Annotated in this window: 15 protein-coding genes; 7 read left to right on the top strand and 8 right to left on the bottom strand. The window is 75.3% G+C overall.

Features of this window, described 5'->3' with window-relative positions:
• Nucleotides 1–321: 321 nt before the first annotated feature.
• A complete protein-coding gene (locus ACWEFJ_RS31325; protein WP_449715954.1) occupies nt 322–3264 on the bottom strand; it encodes a hypothetical protein in 2943 nt (980 codons plus the stop codon).
• 339 nt (nt 3265–3603) lie between these two features.
• Nucleotides 3604–6183, bottom strand: coding sequence for a hypothetical protein (locus tag ACWEFJ_RS31320; protein ID WP_449715953.1), 2580 nt, complete (start codon nt 6181–6183; stop codon nt 3604–3606).
• A gap of 545 nt (nt 6184–6728) precedes the next feature.
• Here ACWEFJ_RS31320 and ACWEFJ_RS31315 point away from each other — a divergent pair.
• A complete protein-coding gene (locus ACWEFJ_RS31315; RefSeq protein ID WP_378088558.1) occupies nt 6729–7538 on the top strand; it encodes a transglycosylase SLT domain-containing protein in 810 nt (269 codons plus the stop codon).
• Nucleotides 7539–7582: 44 nt separating this feature from the next.
• Here the strand turns inward: ACWEFJ_RS31315 and ACWEFJ_RS31310 are convergent, their stop codons facing one another.
• The gene (locus tag ACWEFJ_RS31310; protein ID WP_449715952.1) at nt 7583–8974 is read right to left on the bottom strand and encodes a BNR repeat-containing protein; all 1392 of its coding nucleotides are present in this window, start codon (nt 8972–8974) and stop codon (nt 7583–7585) included.
• Nucleotides 8971–10449, bottom strand: a complete 1479-nt coding sequence (locus tag ACWEFJ_RS31305; RefSeq protein ID WP_378088562.1) for a glycoside hydrolase — start codon at nt 10447–10449, stop codon at nt 8971–8973. The genes ACWEFJ_RS31310 and ACWEFJ_RS31305 overlap by 4 nt, the downstream gene beginning before the upstream one ends.
• A gap of 364 nt (nt 10450–10813) precedes the next feature.
• Here ACWEFJ_RS31305 and ACWEFJ_RS31300 point away from each other — a divergent pair, with 364 nt between their 5' ends.
• From ACWEFJ_RS31300 to ACWEFJ_RS31290, 3 genes are read left to right on the top strand one after another with little or no spacing between them, the layout of a single operon-like run.
• Nucleotides 10814–11917 carry a substrate-binding domain-containing protein gene (locus tag ACWEFJ_RS31300; protein ID WP_449715951.1) on the top strand — a complete coding sequence of 368 codons (1104 nt, stop codon included), beginning with the start codon at nt 10814–10816 and terminating at the stop codon, nt 11915–11917.
• A gap of 59 nt (nt 11918–11976) precedes the next feature.
• A complete protein-coding gene (locus ACWEFJ_RS31295) occupies nt 11977–12447 on the top strand; it encodes a (2Fe-2S)-binding protein (RefSeq protein WP_449715950.1) in 471 nt (156 codons plus the stop codon).
• The gene (locus ACWEFJ_RS31290) at nt 12444–14459 is read left to right on the top strand and encodes a molybdopterin cofactor-binding domain-containing protein (RefSeq protein WP_449715949.1); all 2016 of its coding nucleotides are present in this window, start codon (nt 12444–12446) and stop codon (nt 14457–14459) included. Before ACWEFJ_RS31295 ends, ACWEFJ_RS31290 begins: the two co-directional genes overlap by 4 nt.
• Nucleotides 14460–14482: 23 nt before the next feature.
• Here the strand turns inward: ACWEFJ_RS31290 and ACWEFJ_RS31285 are convergent, their stop codons facing one another.
• The 3 genes from ACWEFJ_RS31285 to ACWEFJ_RS31275 all read right to left on the bottom strand — a co-directional run bounded on the left by ACWEFJ_RS31285 (nt 14483) and on the right by ACWEFJ_RS31275 (nt 17474).
• Entirely contained in the window at nt 14483–16096 is a 1614-nt protein-coding gene (locus ACWEFJ_RS31285; RefSeq protein WP_449715948.1) for a RecQ family ATP-dependent DNA helicase, read from the bottom strand.
• Complete coding sequence (locus ACWEFJ_RS31280) at nt 16093–16515, bottom strand: DUF2243 domain-containing protein (RefSeq protein WP_449715947.1); 423 nt, start codon at nt 16513–16515, stop codon at nt 16093–16095. Before ACWEFJ_RS31280 ends, ACWEFJ_RS31285 begins: the two co-directional genes overlap by 4 nt.
• A gap of 104 nt (nt 16516–16619) precedes the next feature.
• On the bottom strand, nt 16620–17474 hold the full coding sequence (locus ACWEFJ_RS31275; RefSeq protein ID WP_449715946.1) for a LysR family transcriptional regulator: 855 nt from the start codon (nt 17472–17474) through the stop codon (nt 16620–16622).
• Nucleotides 17475–17545: 71 nt separating this feature from the next.
• On the opposite strand from ACWEFJ_RS31275, the gene ACWEFJ_RS31270 reads away from it, so the two are divergent.
• From ACWEFJ_RS31270 to ACWEFJ_RS31260, 3 genes are all read left to right on the top strand, one after another.
• Nucleotides 17546–18430 carry a DMT family transporter gene (locus ACWEFJ_RS31270; protein WP_449715945.1) on the top strand — a complete coding sequence of 295 codons (885 nt, stop codon included), beginning with the start codon at nt 17546–17548 and terminating at the stop codon, nt 18428–18430.
• A 147-nt stretch (nt 18431–18577) separates the two neighbouring features.
• The gene (locus ACWEFJ_RS31265) at nt 18578–20242 is read left to right on the top strand and encodes a discoidin domain-containing protein (RefSeq protein WP_449715944.1); all 1665 of its coding nucleotides are present in this window, start codon (nt 18578–18580) and stop codon (nt 20240–20242) included.
• A gap of 37 nt (nt 20243–20279) precedes the next feature.
• Complete coding sequence (locus ACWEFJ_RS31260) at nt 20280–21041, top strand: SDR family NAD(P)-dependent oxidoreductase (protein ID WP_378086516.1); 762 nt, start codon at nt 20280–20282, stop codon at nt 21039–21041.
• Here the strand turns inward: ACWEFJ_RS31260 and ACWEFJ_RS31255 are convergent.
• Nucleotides 21028–21408 carry a hypothetical protein gene (locus ACWEFJ_RS31255; protein WP_449715943.1) on the bottom strand — a complete coding sequence of 127 codons (381 nt, stop codon included), beginning with the start codon at nt 21406–21408 and terminating at the stop codon, nt 21028–21030. The genes ACWEFJ_RS31260 and ACWEFJ_RS31255 overlap by 14 nt on opposite strands.
• Between the last annotated feature and the right edge of the window lie 14 nt (nt 21409–21422).

Raw genomic sequence — 21422 nt, 5'->3', positions numbered from 1 at the left:
GGGCGCGAGCGGCCGCGTGGCGATCCGGCGGCCGGGCGGGACAGGCGTGGGACGGCGAGGGAGATGGCGCAGGGCGGCGGGAGAGGCGACGCAGGACGGTGGGCCGGCCGGGCAGGGCGGTGGGCAGACGGCGCAGGGCGGTCGGAAAGGCGGCGGAGGGCGGTGGGCCGGCGTGACAGGACGGCGGGGCAGGCCGGGCGGGGTGCGGCGGCCCCGTGGACCGGGGACTCACGGCCACCGGTCCTCCACGTGCGCTCCCCTCCTCGACAAGGCGGTGGTGCCGAAGGGGCCCGAACATTCCCCGTGCCGGCGAGACGCCCGCTAGTGGATCCGCGCCGACGTGTAGACGAGGGCGAAACCGCTGTCCGCCACCACACCGGACGGGCCGAAGCACCCGACCCAGATCGTCGCGTCGTCCGGGAAGCTGTAGTCGTTGAACTGCATGACGGTGCAGTGGTGCCCGGCGCTGGTCGCGGTGACCTGCATGGTGCTCGGGATGTAGCCGTTGGTGAAGTGCGCCCGGTACCGGCCGGTCGACAGCCGCTCGACCGTCATCGGCGCGTCGCCCGACGCCCACCGCGCGGTGACGACGCCCGAGCCGGTCACGACGACGTGGTCGCCGACCGGTTTACGCGGGTCGTCCAGCAGGTTCTGGCCGACGCCGAACGTCGCCGCGAACGCGGTGTCGGCGGCCGAGCCGTCCGGGGTCGTGCACGCCAGGTCGGCGAGCTGCCCGCGCCGGCCCACCACCGCGCAGTGCCGCGGCGCGTCGCCGACCGCGGTCACCTCCACCACGCCCCCCGCCGATCCGGGGAAGTCCGCGGTGTAGCGGCCGACACCGGTCCGGGTGACCGTGCCCGCGTTCACGCCGTGCTCCCGATCGGGCGTGAACGTCGCCGCGGTGGGCCGGTCGTCGTGCACGAACCCGCGCGTGGCCGAGGCGGAACCGGCCACGTACCGCAGGAAGAACGGCACGTCGTCCGGGTTCCCGTCGCGGTCGAAGCACACCACGTCGACCACCTCGTCCACGCCGTCGGGGAACCACCCCGCCGGCTGGCACGACACACCGGGCCGGTAGCCGACCGCGCCGCCCCACGCGGCGTAGTCCTGGGCGGTCACCTTCACGCTGCCGCCCGGCGCGCCGACCGCGGGCAGCCGCACCCGCTGCCGGCCCACGGCGACGTGCGTGGCGGTCGCGTGGCCGGCGGCGGGCGTGGTCATCGCCCACGGGCCGTAGGTCCAGTTCGCCTGGCCGTTGTCGGGCACCGGCCCGGACAGCGGCTGGGTGGTCCCGATCGGCAGTTCGACGGACCACACCCGGGCGAACCCCCACGTGGCCGGAACCGGCGGCGGCGGGGTGGTCGCGGACGTCCGTCCCCCGGTGCGCCCGTTGTCCACCGCGCCCGACGTGCGCTCCCCCACCACACCACCCGGCGCGGTGGTCGTCGGCACGCCGGTCCGGCTCACCCCGGCGGTATCCGCGCCGGTCGGGTCCGCGCCGGTGGGATCGGCGCCGGTCGGCCGCGGGTCCGCGGTGCCGCCGGGCGTCACGGACGGCGCGCCGGTCACCGTGACGTCGGGCGGCGGCATGGCCGTGGCCGGGTCGCCGACGCCCGACGCGGACAGGGTGGCCAGCACGAGACCCGCCACGGCGGTGATCGACGCGACCCCGCGCACCAGCGCCGGGTGCTCCTGCGCCAGCCGGACGAGCTGGACGCCTCCCGGCACGCTCGTCACCGCGTGCGCGCACGCGTCGCGCACGGCCCGCGCGCCCGCCAGGACGGAGTCCACTGTGGACAGTGGTCGCCGGGACGCCAGGACCCGGACCTCCCCGTCCAGCTCGCGCAGGCGGGAGGCGAGGCGGCCGTCGCCCTCGTCGCGCTCCAGGCTCAGCGCCCCGGCCACCAGCTCGGCGGCCTGCCGGGTGTGGCCGTCGTTGAGCCGGCACACGGCCAGCGCGTAGCGGAACGACAGCTCGTCGCGCACCGACCCCGCGGTGACCGCGGCCCGCACCCCGAGCCCGAGCACGGTCGCCAGCGCGCCCCAGTGCCGCGTCCAGGCCAGCGCCGAGGACGCCGCGCGGGCCAGGTCCAGCGCGGTCTCGGGCAACCCCGCCGCCATCGCCCGCCGCAGCGCCCGCTCGACGACCTCCAGCTCGGCGGCCACGGCATCGGGCCGCGCACCCGCGACCCACTCCCCGACGCGCTCCACCACCGCGGCCAGCTCGGCGTCCGCGACCGCCGGCGCGTGCTCCGCCACCAGCGCGTTCACCCGGTAGCGGCCGTCCTCGCGGTGCGCCAGCCGCTTGCGCGCCAGCCGGCCCCCGCCCTCGGCGTCGGGCACGCCGCAGACGGCGGCGAGCAGCCCCGCGCCCCACCCCACGTCCCCCAGCGCGACGAGCGGGCGCAACGCGGCCCCGGCCTGCTCGGTCAGCGAGCCGAGGACCACGGGCACGGCCTGCGCGAGCGCCCCGGGGCCCGTCGCCCCCTGCGGCAGCACACCGAGGCGGTGGGCGAGGTCCCGGACCACGGCGCGTTCCACGACGTCGAGCGGGTTGCCGTCGCACGCCCGCCAGTCGTCGGCCACCGCGTCGGGGTCGACCCGGTCGCCCAGCTCGTCGCGCACCATCGCGACCGCGTCGTCGAGCGGCAGCCCGCCCAGCGGCCGCTGCGCGCCCAGCGGCCACAGGTCCTCCCGCCGCGACGACAGCACGAACACGCTGCGCGGCATCGCCGACAGCACCAGCCGCGCCTCCTCGGGCGGCAGGTCGACGCCGTCGAGCACGACCAGGGCGCGCACCGCGCCGAGCACGTCCCGCGCCAGGCCCTCGGGCAGCACGGTGCCCGCGCCGACCTCGTGGCAGCGGTGCGCGATCTCCCGCAGGACGTCGGCGGCGGACCCCGGGTCGCGGTCGAGCCACACCACCCCCACGCCGTCGCCGAGGGCCCGGCCGGACAGCGCGCCCGTGTTCGCCGCGTGCTGGAGCAGCAGGGTCTTGCCCGCGCCGCGCGGGCCCGTCAGCACGACGTGCCGGCCGGCGGCGACGGTGTCGCGGAGGAACGCCAGGTCGTCCGCGCGTCCCCGCATCGGCGCGCGCGGGACCCGCTGGACGGTCGACGGCAGCGGCCGCGGCACGAGGTCGCCGGGCCGCGACGGCGGGGGCGGTTCCGCGAGCCTCCGGTCGACCACCTCGTGGACGTGCAGATCCCGCCCGGCCTGGTAGACCCGCGCGGCTCCGACCGCCACGGCCCGCTGGCCGAGCACCCCTCGCCCACCCCGGGGCCGACGCCGAGTACCCACCGCGGGCCATGGTCCTCCGCGTCCGCGCGGCCACGGCCGCAAAGCTGCGGCCCGACACCGGGCCGATACCGGACCGCCGTGCTCCCGCCGCCCGCCCCGCCCCGCCGAACGCCCCGGGCCACCCGCCCCGACCCCGCCGGACACACCGCGCCGCCCGCCGTCGACGGCCCCAATTCCACCGAACAGCCCCGGCCACCCGCCGTCGAGGGCCCGTCCCGGCCGACCTGCTCGCCGAAACCCCCCGCCCGAGCCCGCCGACCTGGTCGCCGGACACCCCCGCGCCCGGCTCCTCGCCGGACACGGTCAGCGTGGCGTGGTCGGGCACCACGGCGCGCGCCGCAGGTCCACGTCGTGCCGGTTGGGGTAGTCGCCGCACGAGGCCAGCACCTCGGGCGGCCGGCCGTCGGACACCCGCAGCACGGCCAGGAACTTGTCGATCGGCACCTGCCCGCCCCCGAAGTCGATCACGCCGCTCTCCCCCGACAGCGCCCGCGCGCCGCCGACGTCGCTCATCTCCTTCCAGACGTGGCCGGGCGAGACGGGGATGCGGCCCAGCTGGATCATGGCGTGCACGTAGAGGTAGAGGGCGTCGTAGGTGAGGGCGGCGTGGCCGTCCAGCGACGGGTTCGCGTCGCCCGAGCACTGCTCCGGCACCAGCTCCCGCAGCGTCTGGTGCATCTCCGTGGCCGCCCCGCAGCCCGGCGCGCCGACCGCGAACGACACGTACTCGAACGGGATCTCGGGGTGCTCGCCGCGCAACGCGTCGTTGGCGGCGTAGCGGGCGATGTCGTCGCCGGCCAGCAGCGCGGGCGGGTCGGTGCGGCACCCGGCGCTCACCCCGTCCAGGAGCTTGCCGAAGTCCGCGGGCCGGCCCGCGAAGAACACCACCTCGTCGTCGGCCACGTCGCACAGGTCCCGGCCGAGCTGCCGGGCGTCGGAGCCCTGCCCGTCCGACACCGGCCGGTACGGCGACTCCCGCACGGCCAGGCCCAGCTCGGCGAACCGCGCCCCCACGTCCAGGCGCAGGTTCGCCGCGTAGGAGTCCGCCTCGTCGCTGGAGTGCACGACCACCACGCCCCGCTTGTCCGGGTGGGCCGCCCGCACGTACCGCGCCGCGACCTGCGCCTGCCGGTCGTTGGTGGGCGAGATCTGGAAGTACATCCGCGACGCGGTGGGCATCGCGTCGTCCGACAGGGTCGCGGCGACCACCGGCAGGCCCACCGCACCCAGCTCGGTGATCGTGTTCCTGGTCGGCGTGCTGCTCAACGCCATGCCGAGCACGCCGACGATGCTCTTGTCCCGCTCCAGCATGCCCTTGAGCCGGTCGGCGACCACGTCGCCGTGCTGCATGGCCGAGCCCGCGTTGCCCAGCAGCACCCGGATCAGCGGCTCGTCGGGCCCGGTGCGGTCGAGCAGGCGGGCCTGCCGGGCGGCGACGCCGACCAGCCTCGCGGTGTTGCTGTTCAACGCGTCGCGGGTCGCGCCCATCGCCGACACGTACACCACGGACGCGTAGGGCCGGTCCGGGTCGCGCTCGTGCGCCTCCACCACCCGCTCGTTCTGGTGGACGATCAGGTCCTGCACGGCGGTGAACCGGTCGAGGTCCTCGCGGTCGGCCTCGCCGAACAGCGGCAGGCGGCCCGTGGTGACGCCCACGCAGTCGTCGCCGACGCGCAGCAGGGTGTGCGCGTCCGGGTTGTCGCGGCCCAGGCCGCAGTGCTCGTGCCGCCACCGGGCGTCCTCGGCGGCCAGCTCCCGCACGTGCCGGTAGCCGAGGGTCGCCGACGACGCCAGCACCAGCAGCGCCACGACCAGCAGCACCGACGTGCGGGACCACACCGGCGGCCGGCGCACCGACAGGGTGGCCGTCGGCGTCGCCTCGTCCCGCGCCACCGCCACGTCCGGCGCCAGCAGCGGCAGGAACCAGGCGGTGGGGCGGCGGGCGCGGGTGTCGGTGGCGAGCTTGCGCGCCCACGTCTCGTAGGCGTGGGTCGCCTGGCCGACCGGCGCGGGCCGGCGCTCGGCGGTCGTCTCCGCGTCCGGCGGCACCTTGGCGCTGCCGCTGATGAACACCAGCGGGTCGAACGCGCCGGTGTCGTTGCGGACGTCGTTGATGATCTTCAGCAGGGCGTAGCCGCCGTTGTCGCGCCGGATGCCGTCCAGCAGCACCACCGGGTAGACCGTGCGGCGGGCCGACCGGATCCGCCACCACGACCGCCGGTAGGCGGCCCGCACGTCCTCCAGGAACGCGTTGACCAGCAGCTTGGCCAGCTGGCCGGTGTCCTCGCGCGGCCCGGCCCCGCGGCCGGGCACCAGCGCGGAGGTCAGCCGCTCGGCGAAGCCGAGGAACGTGCCGGGGTCGTGCGGCGCGAGGTAGGGCTGGCGCAGCAGCCACCGGTACTCGCTGCCCGGCACGACCCCGCGCAGCTTCGCCCGGAACAGGAAGGACGGCACGAGCCGCACCACCAGCCGCACCCACCACGGCGCGGTGTCGGCGGCGGTGTCGAGCACGTCCTTGAGGTCGTCGCCGCTGCGGCGGCTCAGGTCCCGCTCCCGCAGCCGGGTCAGCAGGGTGGCCGCCGACTCCGGGCTCGCACCGTCCACGCGCTGGTTCATCAGCCAGTAGACCAGCTCGAAGCGGCGGAACTCGTGCCGGCCGTAGCGGGCGTTGGCGCCGTGCGCCAGGCCGCGCGCGACGTGCACCAGCACCGAGCCGACCGCCTCCAAGGTGGCGGTCTCGGCCGTGCCCGCGTCCGGCTCCGGGTCGGGGAAGCGGTGGTAGGCGTGCGGCACGCGGCCGGGGTACGCGCCGCGCAGGTGCGACGCCAGCGCGGGCAGCAGCCCGTCGGCCCGCTCGCCCCGGACCAGGGCGACCAGCGGCATGCCGCGGTCGGCGCCGGCGCGCCCGCCCGGCGGCCGGGCAGCTCGCCGAACCGCGGTCGCTCGGTGAGCTCCTGCAGGAGCTTCACCAGCTCGTCCACGACGTCGACCGACGATAATCGGTCCGTCGCACCGTCTTCCGCCACCGGACTCCCCCCACGCGGACCGGGCTCGTCGCACGCCGCTCCGGCGGGACGCAGGACTTCCGACTGTAGCCGCGCGGACGATCCGGTTCGGGTCGTTCCGCGTCGTCGCCGTCCGGACGGACCGGTCACGACCAGTCCGTACACCCGTTAGATACCGCCCTGACGCTCCGCCGCGACCCGGTACAACAGAGAGTAGTTACGAGACGCAGGAAACGTGACGCACGTCACCCATTATTGCCGTTTCCTTGCCTCTTTGAAACACGAACGGTTACGTTCCCTGCCGCAGATCACGGTTCCATCACCGACAGGACACGGGCCCGACTCCCCCGACGCGGCCCACGTCCACCTGGATCCCCCGCCAGGTCCGGTGACGGAGTTCCCCGACCGCAGGAGGCTGCACCCTTGGCACGGCACGTCCGTCACAAGAACAAACCCGGGCAGACCACCTTCCGGGTCCCGCCCCCGCCGCCCGGCTACAAGGGCGCGCACCGGGCGGAGGCCGAGAAGGTGCTCCCCCGGCGCATCGCCGGGGTGGCGGTGGCCGTCGGCATCGTGTCCGGCTCCGGCGCGGCCGCCTACGCGATGAACGGGCCGTTCAGCCCGATGGCGGGCGGCGCGGACCTCGGCGGCGTCCCGGACGACACGGTCCGCACCGGCAAGGTGGACACCCGGCACGCGGTGGACCTCGGGTCCGAGACCGCCCGGATCATCCGCCAGGAGCAGCTCGCCGCGCTGCACCTGTTCAACCAGGCCAGCGGCGTGGCGCAGGACGGGTACGCGGCCCGCAAGGCGGCCGAGGAGCAGGCGGCGCGCGAGGCCCGCGAGGCCGCCGAGGCGCGCAAGCCGCCGAAGCAGCGCCAGATCGAGGGCTGGATCCGCGAGGCCATCGCGGTGCTCGCCGCCAACGGCACCCCGATCACCGAGGACAGCCTCGACGAGATCTACACGATCATCATCAAGGAGTCCAACGGCAACCCCAACGCCGTCAACACCTGGGACTCCAACGCCGCCCGCGGCACACCCTCCAAGGGCCTGATGCAGTGCATCGACCCCACGTTCCAGGCGTACAAGCTGCCGGGCTACGACGACATCTACGCCCCGGTCGACAACATCATCGCGGGCGTCCGCTACACCTACGCGCGCTACGGCGGCTTCGGCAACCACCCGGGCCTGGTCGGGATCAGCGCCGGCACCGGGTACGTCGGCTACTGAACCGGTGGTCCCGTCGCCGGGACCACCGGTCGCCCCGGCCGCCGTCAGCCCAGGCGGAAGTCCGCCACCCGGATCGGCGACGGCGTCGTGCCGCTGGAGCGCTGCTGGTACTGGAACGACAGGACCCCGTCCGCGGCCACCCGGGACGTGTCCACGTTGACCTCGCCGAACGCGTTCATCGACGGCTGGTCGAACACCAGCGCCCAGTCCGTCCACCCGCTCACCCGGCTCGCCGACACGATCCGGCCGCGCGGCATCACCAGGTAGGCGTTGTCGTCCCGGTCGAACACGAGCTTGGTGCGCTGCGTGCTGCCCGGCGGCACCGGCACCTCCCGCTTGGTCCACGTGCCGTCGGCGTCGCGCACGACGTGGAACGTGCGGCCGTACTGGGCGCGCTGCTGCGCGTAGTTCGACACGCACTGGGTGAACCGGCCCGGCACGTAGCTGATCACCACGTGCGGCGTGCCGGCGGAGTCCGCGTTCTGGCCCTCCTGGTTCATCAGCCCGTGGTTCGGGTCGAGCGGGTCGACGACCAGGCCCGGCGAGGTCACGGAGACCCGCGTGCCGCCCGTGGTCCCGACGACCGCGCCCGCCCCGTTGCGCCACGTGCGGCCCCGGTCGTCGCTGTAGACGTAGCCGGTGTCGTGGTTGGTCAGGCCCCCGGGGTGGCACAGCACGCCCGTGTTGCCCTCGCGCCACGTGAACGCGGCGTGCAGCCGTCCGCGTCGGTCGTAGGTGAGGCCGTGCAGGTACATGTTGCGGGTGGTGGAGACGACGCCGTTCGGCCCGGTGTAGTCGCCGGTCGCCGACGACCACGCGCCCAGCCTCCGCCACGTGCCGCCGGTGTACTCCGCCAGCTCGTTCACGCCGTTGCCCGAACCGCCGGTGCGGTAGCTGAACTGCAACGCGCCCTCGGGCGTGACCACGAACTGCGGGTAGGTCATGTTGCCCAGCTCGACGCCGCCCAGGGTCCGCTGCACCGCGCCGAACACCGAAGGCGACCACCGGAAGGAACCCGGCTGCGACGCCAGGCCCGCGACGGACTTCGCGTAGTACAGCCGCGAGTTGTGCGTGTCCATGGCGACGTGCAGGGCGCCGTCCTGGGGCGAGATGCCCAGCGAGATCACGTTGTGCGAGTCGTTCGTGCCGAGCTGGTGCGGCAGCACGGCCTTCTCCCACGCCCCGCCCAGCGGGCGGCGCGCCACCACGGCGTTGCGGGTGGAGGTGTACCAGGCGGCGTACTGGTGACCGTTGTAGGTGATCAGCGCGTCCTGGAACGCGTTGTTGTTCACCAGGCCGTCGTAGGACACGAAGTACAGCGCCGACTGGTCGAGCAGCGTGTCGGACAGCAGGGTGACGCGTGGCGCGGCGTGCGCGACACCGGGCTGCACCAGCGTCGCGGCGAGCACGGCCGCCACCAGGACCGCCGCCCTCACCGGACCACCCCGTCCACCTGGACCGTCTGCACCGCGCCGGCCGCGAACGGCACCCGCAGGAGCCTGCCCGACACCCGCTGGTCCTGGCGGCGCGCGTACCGGTCCCCCGGTCCGGAGGTGAGCGTGGACCACCGGGTCACCGCGCCGTCCGGCGCCTGGCCGAACCGGGACAGGTCGAACGTCAGCGTCTGCGCCGCCCCGGTGTTGGCCGCCACGATCACCAGGCGGCGCGCGGCCGCGTCGTGGGCGGCGACGGCGTAGTCCACGCCGGTGCCGAGGATCCGCATGCCGGGGCGGATGTGCCGGGTGAACTGGGCCAGCACGTACAGCTTCGTCTCCACCGCGCCCGCCTGGCCGGTGCCGCCGTCGTAGCGGATCGCGCCCCAGCCGGAGGTCGGGTCCATCACCTGCCAGTAGCACCAGGCGGTCGGCTTGAGCCAGCGGAAGTCCATCAGCAGGCACCGGGCCGTCTGCATGCCGGAGCCGTCGCCGTCGCCGTGCTCGGAGTTCCACAGCACCTTGCCCGCCGCGCGGACGTCGTCGGCCAGCAGGTCGCGCCGGCCGCCCAGCCCTTGGTAGCCGTGCACGTTGACCTGCCGCACCAACCCCTTGGTGGTGGCGTCGAAGCTGTTCCAGGTGGTGCGGGCGAGGTCGTAGCTCGTCTCGTCGGACGCGGCGACCCACGTCCCGGTCAGGCCCTGGCGGTCCAGCTCGGCGCGCAGGTGCGCCAGGACGCTGCGCTGGGTGGTGGCGTCGATGTGGCACCCCTCCTGCGTGCCGTTGGCGTGCCAGTACGCCGAGGACGGCTCGTTGAACGGGTCGACGGTGCGGAAGGTGACGCCCCACTGGTCGCGGGCGCGGCGCGCGGTGGCGGCCAGGTGCAGGGCGTGCTGCCGGTGGTTCCACGGCTGGAGGTTGGTGTCGGCCGCGTCCGCCGCGCCGGACGGGTTGTGGTTCAGGCACATCCACCACATCGGCGAGTTGGCGAACAGCTCGCTCATCGCGCCCCGCTGCGTGGCCTTGACCAGCATCGCGCGCTGCTTGGCGTCGGCGTTCCAGTTCCAGGCCGACGAGGTCGGGTCCTCGTTGGTCCAGTCCTGCCAGAACCCCTCGACCTGCTTGAAGCGGGGGATGTTCGGCGAGGCGACCATCCGTTCGCCGTTCACCGCGTTCCAGCTCGACGCGCCCAGGTTGTAGCGGGCGATGGTCAGCCCGAGGCCGGGCAGCGCCGTGCCGTTGTAGGTCACGGTCTTGGTGGTGAAGAACAGGTCGGCGAGGTCGTCGCGGTCGCCGAACACGGTGGCCCACCACGCCAGGGAGGTGCCCCAGCCCTCCCACGTGCCGTTGTCGGCGGTGGGGTCGACGCCGATGGTGGCGTCCGCCGCGGCCACGCCGGCGCCGAGCGCGCTGCCCGCGACCGCGGCGCCGGCCGCGGTGAGCAGCTTCCTGCGGGTGAGCCTGCCCGATGGGTCCATGGGGTGCCTCCTCGTCGGAAGGGGGATCGGGGACGGGACCGTCGTGCCGGGCGACGTGTGCGCTTCGGCGGCGACGGTGGGTGGCGGCGGTGGTCGGCGACGGCTGGGCGGCTGGTTCTGCGGTGGCGGGCGGGCGGTGGCGGGCGGGCGGTGGCGGGCGGGCGGTGGCGGGCGGGCGGTGGCGGGCGGGCGGTGCGGCGAGGGTTTGCGGGTGGTGTGTTGGGTGATGTTGGGGCGGTGGTCCGGCCGGTTCGGGTCGGGAGTGCCGTCCCCCTGGTGGAGTCCTGTGGATCCACTCCAGTCCGTGGCATAGTCCAAGGTCAACGAACCGAACAGGAACGATCAAAGTCGATCGGAACCGACAATGCGACTCGCGGCTCAGCGGCGTGACCTGATCCTCGCGGCGGTGCGGGCCGAGGGCGTGGTCCGGCTCGCCGACCTGGTGGAGCGGTTGGGCGTGACGGCGGTGACCGTCCGCCGGGACGTGACCGCGCTGGCCGACCGCGGCCTGGTGGCGCGCGTGCACGGCGGCGTCACGCTGCCCCACCGCGGCGACCCGGCCCCGCGCGCGCCGCACGTCCTGGTGGGCATGGTGACGCCGTCCGAGGACTACTACTGGCCGGCCGTGATCCAGGGCGCGCAGACCGCCGTGACGGCCGCGGGCGGGAGGCTGGCGTTGCGCACCTCCTGCTACGACCCGGCCGAGGACCGGCGGCAGGTGGCGAAGCTGCTGGAACGGGGCGTGCGCACGCTGCTCGTCGCGCCGAGCACCGCCGGGCTGGACCTGCTGCGCTGGCTGGCCGGGCTGAGGGTGCCGGTGGTGCTGGTGGAACGGGTGCCGCCGCCGGAGCTGCCGCTGATCGGGCTGGACGCCGCGGTGACCGACCACGCGTCGGGCGCGGGCCTCGCGGTGCGACACCTCGCGGCGCTGGGGCACCGGCGCGTCGGGCTGGTGCTGTCGCGGCCGAGCCCGCACCGGGCGGCGATCCGGGCCGGGTGGACGGCGGCGGTGTCGGCGCTCGGCCTCCCGGCGGACGGCGCGCCCGCCGTGGAGGTGCCGTCGTACGGGTCGCCGGGATGGGCACGGGCCTGCGACGACGTGCTGGACCGGTGCGCGCGGGCCGGGGTGCGGGCGCTGCTGGTGCACGCCGACCGCGAGGCCATCGGGCTGCTGCACCGGGCCCGCGACCGGGGCTGGGACGTGCCGGGCGACCTGGCGGTGGTGTCCTACGACGACGAGGTGGCCGCCGCCTCCGACCCGCCGCTGACCGCCGTGCGGCCGCAGAAGCACCGGGTCGGCGCGCTGGCCGCGCAGCTGGCGCTGGCCCGCGCCGCCGACCCGCTGGACCGCCCGGTGCACCGCGTCGCCCTGTGGCCGAGCCTGACCGTGCGGGAGTCCTGCGGCGCGCCGGGACCGCAACCGCCTGTCGGCCGTACCGGCGTCGACGGCGCACGACTGAACGATTGATTGCACACCGATCGACACCCCACCACGATGGGACGCGGCCGAACGCGAAGGGGGCCGCGATGGGGCGGTATCGGTTGCACGTCAACGGCGAGCGGCGCGAGGTGGACGTGCCCGGCGAGACGCCGCTGCTGTGGGCGTTGCGGGAGCGGCTCGGCCTGCTCGGCCCCAAGTACGGCTGCGGCGTGGGCGCGTGCGGCGCGTGCACGTCCCTGGTGGACGGCGCGGCGGCGCGGCCGTGCGTCACGCCCGTGGCCGAGGCGCAGGGCAAGCGGATCACCACCATCGAGGGCCTGTCCGAGGACGGCGACCACCCCGTGCAGCGGGCGTGGCTGGAGCTGGACGTCGCGCAGTGCGGCTACTGCCAGCCCGGCCAGATCATGTCGACGGTCGCGCTGCTGGCCGCCAACCCCGACCCGGACGACGACGAGATCGACGCCGCGCTGCGCGACAACGTGTGCCGCTGCGGCACGTACACCCGGATCCGGGCGGCCGTCCGGTTGGCCGCGCGGTGGAAGCGGGGCGAGCGGTGACGATCAGTCGGCGGACCTTCCTCGGCGGCGTGCTCGTCGTGTCCGTGCCGCTGTCCCGGCCGGGCGCGGCGGAGGCGGCGGACGGGTTCGCGCCCTCCGCTTTCGTGCGGCTGGACGACCGCGGCCGGATCACCGCGACCGCGCCCAAACCGGACTCCGGGCAGGGCGTGCGCACCGTGGTGGCGCTGCTGGTGGCCGAGGAGCTGATGGTCGAGGTGGACGACGTGCGGCTGGAGCAGGCGCACGGCGACCCGGCCCGGTTCGGGCCGCAGGGCGTGGGCAACTCGTTCTCCGCCCGGCAGCTGCACGAGCCGCTGCGCCGGGCCGCCGCCACCGCCCGCTGCCTGCTCGTCGCGGCCGCCGCGCGCCGGTGGGGCGTGCCGGTCGAGGAGTGCGCGGCGCGGGACGGCGCGGTCCGCCACGGCCACCGGGTGCTGCGGTACGCGAGCCTGGTGCGGGACGCGGCGGCGCTGGACCCGACGACCGTGCCGGTGACGCTGACCCCGCCGGAGCGGTGGCGGCTGCTGGGCCGCACGCGCGCGGGCCGGGTGGACGCCCGGGCGATCGTCACCGGCCGGGCCCGGTACGGCATCGACACCCGCCCGCCGGGCGCGCTGGTCGCCGTCGTGCTCCGGCCGCCGTGGATCGGCGCGCTGGTCGACGGGGTGGACGACGCCGCGGCGCGCGCGGTGCCCGGTGTGGTCGCGGTGACGCCGCTCGACCCGGCCACGGCCGGTCAGGGCGGGGTGGCGGTGATCGCCCGGTCCACGCCGGAGGCGTTGCGCGGCCGGGAGGCGTTGCGGGTGACGTGGCGCGGCGGCACGCCCACCGCGGACAGCCGGCAGTGGCTCGCGGAGCTGGAGGCCGCGCTGCCCGCCGTGCCCGGGGCGCCCGGACCGGTGGCGTTCGAGGCCACGTACCGGCTGCCGCTGCTGGCGCACGCGCCCATGGAGCCGATGAACTCCACCGCGCACGTGACCGGCACGGGCGTCACCGTGTGGACGCCCACCCAGGACCCCGGCACGCTGCGCGCGACGCTGGCCCGGCAGTTCGGGCTGGACCAGGCGGCGGTGCGGGTCGAGGCGACGCTGGCCGGCGGCGCGTTCGGCCGCCGCATCGAACCCGACCCGGTGCTGGAGGCGGTCGCCTGCTCACGGGCGGTGGGCGCGCCGGTGAGCGTGCTGTGGACCCGGGACGACGACATGCGGCACGACTCGTACCGGCCGATGTCGGTGCACCGGCTGTCCGCCGTGGTGGACGCGGCGGGTGTGCCGACGTGGCGGGCGCACGGCGTCGCGACGTGGCCGCTGTCCGTCGCGCCGTTCTTCGCCAACCCCGCCGTCGTCAAGGCGGCCGGCGACCACTTCCCGTACGGGGTGGCGGGCCGGGTGGACGTCGCCCTGAAGGGCTCGCCGCTGCGCACCGGGTTCTGGCGCGCCGTGTACTCGGGCCACTTCCAGTTCGCCGAGAAGGTCTTCCTGGGCGAGCTGGGCCGCCGGGCCGGGCTCGACCAGGTGGAGCTGCGACGCCGGCTGCTGCCCGCCGACTCGCGCCTGCGGCGGGTGCTGGACGCGGCGGCGGCGCGGGCCGGGCGGGCACGGCCGGGCGTGACCCGCGGGGTGGCGTGCCACGAGGAGTACGGGTCGGTGATCGCCGTGGTCGCCGACGCCGCCGACGGCCGGGTCCGCCGGGTGACGGCGGCCGTGGACGTGGGGCCGGTGCTGCACCCGTCCGGGGTGCGGGCGCAGGTCGAGGGCGGGGTCGTGGACGCGCTGTCCACCGTGTTCGGGGCGCAGATCACCGTGCGGGACGGCCGGGTCGCCCAGTCGTCGTTCCGGGACTACGCGTGGGCGCGCATCGACCGGGTGCCGGACATCGACGTGGTGCCGGTGGCGTCGGACGCCCCGATCGGCGGCCTGGGCGAGCTGGCCTACCCGCCCGCGGCGGCGGCTCTCGCGCTCGCCTCCGGGCTGCCGCTCACCGGCATGCCGGTCGGCGTCGACGTGGGCTGACCCCGGCGGGACGGCGGACCGGGTCACGGGTCCGGGTGCCGGCCCAGCACGTCGGCCGCGTGCACGGCCTCCAGCGACAGCGTCTTGTAACCGACGTCCTCGAACAGCACGGTGATCCGGTCGGCCTCGCTCTGCACCACCGTCCCGGAGCCGAACTCGGCGTGGTCCACCCGCGACTGCGCCGGGTACTCGGGGTTGGCCGAGATGCCGGTGCCCGCCTCGCCCCGCGCGCACGTGTCGCAGTTGCCGCACGCCCGCTCCAGCACCTCGCCGAAGTACCCGAGCAGGTGCTGCCGCCGGCACGCCCTGGTCTCCGCGTACGCCCGCAGCACCTCGATCCGCGACCGGTCCAGGCGTTGCAGCCGCTCCGCCTCCGCGACCGCCAGGTCGGCCGCCCGCTCCGGCTCGACCACCGCCCGGAACCGGGCCTTGGCGGCCTCCACCGCGCCGACCCGCTCCAGCAGGTTCACCCCCGTGGTGACCGTGCGCCGGGACCGCCCGCTCTCCCGCGCCAGCTCGGTCACCCGCAGCCCGGGGTGGTCGCGCACGAACGCGGCCAGCTCCACGAGCCCGTCGCGGTCGGTGTGCCGGGACTGGAGGAACCGTTGCAGCCCCAGGTCCTGCGGCCGGTAGAACAGCACCGCCAGCGCCGGCTCGCCGTCCCGGCCCGCCCGGCCGATCTCCTGGTAGTAGGCGTCCAGCGAGCCCGGCGCGGAGGCGTGCGCGACGAACCGCACGTCCGGCTTGTCGATGCCCAAGCCGAACGCGGACGTCGCCACCACCACGTCGACCTCGCCGCGCATGAACGCGTCCTGCACCCGTTCCCGGTCGGCTGCCTTCATCCCCGCGTGGAAGGGCTGCGCGTCCACCCCGGCGGCGACGAGGTCGTCGGCGTACCGGCGGGCGTCCTTGCGCGTGGCCACGTACACCAGGCCCGGTTTCGGCGCGTCCCGCACCCACTCCAGCACCGCGCGCCGCTTCTCGTCGTCCCCGACGAACGCGCGCACCTCCAGCGACAGGTTGGGCCGGTCGAACCCCACGGCCACCACGACCGGGTCACGCATGCCCAGGTGGGTGATCACGTCCTCGCGCACGGTCGTGCCCGCCGTGGCGGTCAGCGCGAGCACGGGCGGCCGGCCCACCCGCTCCACCGCCGCCGCCAGCCGCAGGTAGTCGGGCCGGAAGTCGTGACCCCACGCGGACACGCAGTGCGCCTCGTCCACCACGACCAGCGCCGGCTCGCCCAGCCGCTCCAGCACCTCGGGTTTGGCCAGCTGCTCGGGCGCGACGAACAGGTACCGCACCTCACCGCGCGCGACGGCCTCCCACGCGGCCTCGTTGTCCGCGTCGGACTGTCCCGAGTTGACCAGCTCGGCGCGCGGCGCGCCGTTCTCCCGCAGCGCCGCGACCTGGTCGCGCTGCAACGCGATCAACGGCGACACGACGACGACCAGGCCGTCCAGCAGCACGCCGGGCACCTGGTAGACCGCCGACTTGCCCGCGCCGGTGGGCAGCACGACGAACACGTCACGGCCCGCCAGCACCTGCTCCATGGCGTCGATCTGCTCGTCGCGCAGCTCGGCCCACCCGAACACGTCCCGGGCGGCCCGCCGCAACCGCTCCCGCACGCCGCTCACCGGCGCGCCCGTTCCCGCAGCAGCAGCCCGCCCACCACGACCAGCGCCGCGCCCAGGGCGAGGAACCCGAGGTCGTAGGCGACCTCGTGGGGGCCGCTGCGCACGTGGTGGATGCCGAGCACCTGGTGGTCGACGATCCCCTCCACCAGGTTGAACACGCCCCAGCCGGCCGGCACGCCACCCCACAGCACCCGGCCCGGCAGCGTGCCCGCCCGGTTGAGGGCGGCCACGCCGACCACCACCAGCAGCAGGCACAGCAGGTGGAACAGCCCGTCGCCGAGCATGTTCAGGTGCAGGTCGTCCGGGTGCCACCCGGACAGCACGTGGTGCCGGCCCAGGAGCTGGTGGGCGACGATGCCGTCCACGAACCCGCCGATCCCCAGGCCGAGCACCAGCGCCGCTCGCGCGCCTCTCGTCATGGGCCGGGAGTTGCCCGCCGGGCCGGGATCAAACTCGGCCGCCGCTCACACCCGCCCGCCGCTCACACCCGCGGCGGCCCCGCCGGGCGATGAGGTCGCCGCGCTCAGGTGCGCCGCACGGAGTCGACCAGCGCGGTGACCGCCGGGTGCCACTCCCGCCCCGGCGGCCCGCTCAGCACCAGCCGGCGCACCACCCTCGGCCGCAGCGCGACCAGGACCAGGCCCGGCACGAGCATCGACGCCACCAGCCCCGGCACGACCGACACGCCGACCCCGGCCCGGACCATCGCGAGCAGCGTGCCCAGCTCCCGCACCCGGTGCAGCGGGTCGAACGGCAGGCCCGCGTGCACCTGCCGCACGTGCCGCTCGCACCCGCCGCACGACAGCAGGAACGGGTCGTCGGCCAGGTCCGCCACGTGCACCTCGCCGACCCCGGCCAACGGGTGGTCGGCCCGCAGCAGGGCGTGGAACGCGTCCTCCCCCACCGGCACGCCGTCCCCGCCGGGCGGGTCGACCACGACGGCGGCCTCGACCGTGCCGTTGGCCAGCCACTCGGCCACCTCGTCGTCCTCGCCCTCGAACACCCGGACCCGCACGTGCGGGAACTCCGCGCCCCACCGCGTCATGAGGTCCGGCAGCAGCCCTTGGCACACGGTCGGCGGCGCGGCCAGCTTCACCGTGCCGCGCGCCGCCCCGCCCCGCCGGGCGGCCAGGTCCGTGATCGCCGCCGACGCGGCCACCGCGGCACGGGCGTGCGCCACGACCTCGACGCCGAACGCGGTCGGCCGGGGCGGCGCGCCGCGCCGGACCAGCACGGGGTGCCCGAGCGTGCGCTCCAGCGCGGCGACGGCGTGCGACACGGCGGACTGGGTCACGCCCAGCGCCTCGGCGGCCGCGCCGAAGCCGCCCTCGTCCACCACCGCGAGGAACGCGCGGAGCTGCGCGAAGTTCAACGTCATGAGCCGCTCTCATGGATCGGTGTCGGGCACTTGTTGGACTCATCCTCGCAGGCGCGGCGATCCTCCCCCAGGTGCAGACGTCCGGGAAGTTCTTGCTGCTGTCCGCGATCTGGGGCGGCAGCTTCGCGTTGATCAAGGTGGCGGTGGACGCGGGCGTGCCGCCGGTGTGGGTGGCGTTGTCCCGCTGCCTGTTCGGCGCGCTCGCGCTGTGGGCGATGTGCCTGGCGGGCGGCTCCGCCGTGCCGCGGGACCGGCGCACGTGGGGTCACGCGGCGGTGGTGGCGGCGCTGCTCAACGCCGTGCCGTTCACGCTGCTCGCGCACGGCGAGACGCTGGTCGGCTCGGTGCCGGCCGGGGTGCTGAACGCCACCACGCCGCTGGCCACGCTGGTGTTCGTGCTGCTCGTCGTGCCGGGCGAGCGGATCACCCGGACCCGCCTGGCCGGGCTCGGGACGGGCTTCGCCGGGGTGCTCGTCGTGCTCGGCGCGTGGCGCGGGCTGTCGGGCGACCTGCTCGAAGGCGGCCTCGCCTGCCTCGCCGCGACCGCCTGCTACGGCGCGGGGTTCGCCTACACCCGCCGGTTCTTCGCCGGCGGCGGGCACGGCGCGAGCGCGTTGTCGGCCGTGCAGATCACCTGCGCGACCCTGCAACTGGCGCTGGTCGCGCCGTTCGCGGGCGGGCCGCCGGCGTGGCCGGGCACGGGGGCCGTCGTGGCGCTGGCGGTGCTGGGCGCGGTCGGCACGGGCCTGGCGTACGTGCTGAACCTCGACGTCATCCGCGCGGCCGGTCCGGCGGTGGCGTCCACCGTCACCTACGTCGCGCCGCTGTGGTCGACGGCGCTCGGCGCGGTGCTGCTCGACGAGCCGGTGGGGTGGCACACGGCGGTCGGCGGCGCGGTCGTGATCGGGGGCGTGCTGCTGGCCCGCGCACGGCCGAAGGCCGGGGTCGCCGCGTGAACCGGGTTCCGGTCGGCCGCCGAACTGGTCGCCCACCTGGCGCGGCCTCGTCCCGGTCCGACCCGAGAATCCCGGTTTGTCGAATTATTGCGTGACGCTGCTCACTTCTTGCATGCTGATGCCGTCCCTCCAACGAAGGAGCGTGCGGTGTCCCTGTCACGCAGGACGTTCATCGGGTCGGCCCTGGCCGCCTCCGCCCTCGCCACCACCACGTCGAGCCCGGCCGCCGCCGCGAGCCCGCCGGGCGACGTGGTCGGCAAGATCACCGTCGGCTACCAGGGCTGGTTCGCCGCCCGGGGCGACAACTCGCCGATCAACGGCTGGTGGCACTGGAGCCACGACTGGGGCCGGCCGCCCTCGCCGGCCAACCACGCGTTGATGGCCTGGCCGGACATGACCGACTACCCGAACCAGTACGCGACCGCGTTCGGCGCGCTCGGCGACGGCCGGCCGGCGACCGTCTTCTCCAACCACGACTACTCCACCGTGGACGTCCACTTCCGGTGGATGCGGGAGTACGGCTGCGACACCGCGGCCCTCCAGCGGTTCAACCCGACCGGCGGCGAGGGCCCGATCCGCGACGCCGTCACCGCCCACGTCCGGCGCGCGGCCGAGGCGCACGGCGTGAAGTTCTACATCATGTACGACGTCACCAACTGGACGAACATGCAGTCGGAGATCAAGGCCGACTGGATCGACAAGATGCGGGCGTACACCTCCTCCCCCATGTACGCCCGCCAGAACGGCAAACCGGTGGTGTGCGTCTGGGGCTTCGGCTTCAACGACCCCGGCCGGCCGTTCACCCCGCAGCAGTGCCAGGACGTCGTCGACTGGTTCAAGGGCCAGGGCGTGTACCTGATCGGCGGCGTGCCGACGCACTGGCGGCGCGAGGTCGAGGACTCGCGGCCGGGCTTCGCGCAGGTCTACCGCAGCTTCCACATGCTGTCGCCGTGGATGGTCGGCCGGATCGGCACGGTGGCCGACGCCGACCACTTCCACACCAACGTGAACTCGCCGGACCAGGCCGAGTGCACGCGGCTCGGCATCGACTACCAGCCGTGCGTGCTGCCCGGCGACCTGTCCCGGCGGCACCGCGCGCACGGCGACTTCATGTGGCGGCAGTTCTACAACATGGTCCGGCTGGGCGTGCAGGGCATCTACATCTCGATGTTCGACGAGTACAACGAGGCCAACCAGATCGCCAAGACGCCGGAGACGCAGGCGGGCATCCCGGTCGGCTCCGGGTTCCTCGCGCTGGACGAGGACGGCACGCGGTGCTCGTCGGACTACTACCTGCGGCTCACCGGCGACGGCGGCCGGATGCTCAAGGGCCTGATCCCGCTGACCGCGGTCCGCCCGACCAGGCCGGTGCTCACCGACACGCCCCCGGCGGAACGCGACCTCGCCGCCGGCAGGCCCACCGCGCAGAGCAGCCAGACCCAGCACTACGGCAGCCACTTCGCCGTGGACGCCGACCCGCACAGCTACTGGGAGAGCGCGAACCAGGCGTTCCCGCAGTGGATCCAGGTCGACCTGGGCGCGGTCGCCGCGCCGCGCCGGATGGTGCTGAGCCTGCCGCCGAACCCGGCGTGGGGCAGGCGCACGCAGACGATCGCGGTGGAGGCGTCGTCGGACGGCTCGGCGTTCGCCACCGCGCTGGGCGCGACCGGGTACGTGTTCGACCCGGCCGCCGGCAACGCCGTCACCGTCGCGCTGCCGTCCGGGCTGCGCGCCCGGTACGTGCGGCTGCGGTTCACCGGCAACACGGGCTGGCCCGCCGCGCAACTCGCCGGGTGGCAGGTGATCGGCTGAACGGCGATTGGGAACGCTCCCAGGTAGGCTCCGCCGCATGGTGAGCGTTCTGGTCACGGGGTCGTCGGACGGTATCGGTCGGGAGACGGCGGCGACGCTGGTCTCGCTCGGGCACCGGGTCGTGCTGCACGCGCGCGACGCCGCCCGGGCCGAGGACGCGTTGGCCGCCGTGCCCGGCGCGGCCGACGTGGTCGTCGGCGACCTCGCGTCGCTGGCGCAGACGCGGGAGCTGGCCGACGCCGCCGGGCGGTTCGACGTGGTGATCCACAACGCGGGGCTCGGCGGCGGCCTGGCCGAGCGCACCGTCACCGAGGACGGCCTGGAGCTGCTGTTCCAGGTCAACGTGCTGGCGCCGTACCTGCTCACGGCCCTGATGCCCCGGCCCCGGCGGCTGGTCTACCTGACGTCGGGGCTGGAGGCGCAGGGCGTGGCGGACCTCGACGACCTCCAGCACGAGCGCGGGCCGTGGCACGGCATGCAGGCGTACTCGGACTCGAAGCTGCTGGACGTGGTGCTGGCGTTCGCGGTGGCGCGCCGGTGGACCTACGTGCTGAGCAACGCGGTCGACCCCGGCTGGATCAAGACCAAGCTGGGCGGCCCCGGCGCGACCGACGAGCTGCCGAAGGGCGCGGACACCCAGGTGTGGCTGGCGACGAGCGACGAGCCCGCCGCCACCGTCACCGGCCGCTACTTCAAGTGGCGCGAGGAGCTGCGCGCCAACCCCGCCGCCTACGACGTCGAGGTCCAGGACCGCCTGCTCGACGCGTGCGCGGAGCTGACCGGCGTCAAGCTGCCGTGACCACCTCGTAGGCGAACGGCACCGCCGGCAGCAGGGCGGCGGCCAGTCGGTAGGGCGGCCGTCGCACCGCCGTGACGCGCGTGACGACGAGGTTGAGCCCCACCACGACCGGCAGGAAGAACAGCCACGTCACGCCCACGACGAGCACGATCGGGAACCAGCCGTCGTCGAGCAGGGTCGGGTCGGGCGTGGCCCAGCCCGATTCCTGCACGACCGCCGTGCCGAGCAGCCACAGCGCGACCATCGGGTAGTGGCCGGCCACGCCGAGGGCCAGGTTCATCGGCACGCCGATCGCCCACCCCGCCCACGCGGGCCCGCGTCGCCGTGCCGCGACCCGCCCGGCCGGGCGGCCGTCCGTCGCGTCCACCGGGTGATCGTCGC

The organism is Actinosynnema sp. NPDC004786 (assembly GCF_053601135.1).
Note: the sequence above shows the minus strand (reverse complement) of the source record. Positions and strands in the feature narration are given on the sequence as shown.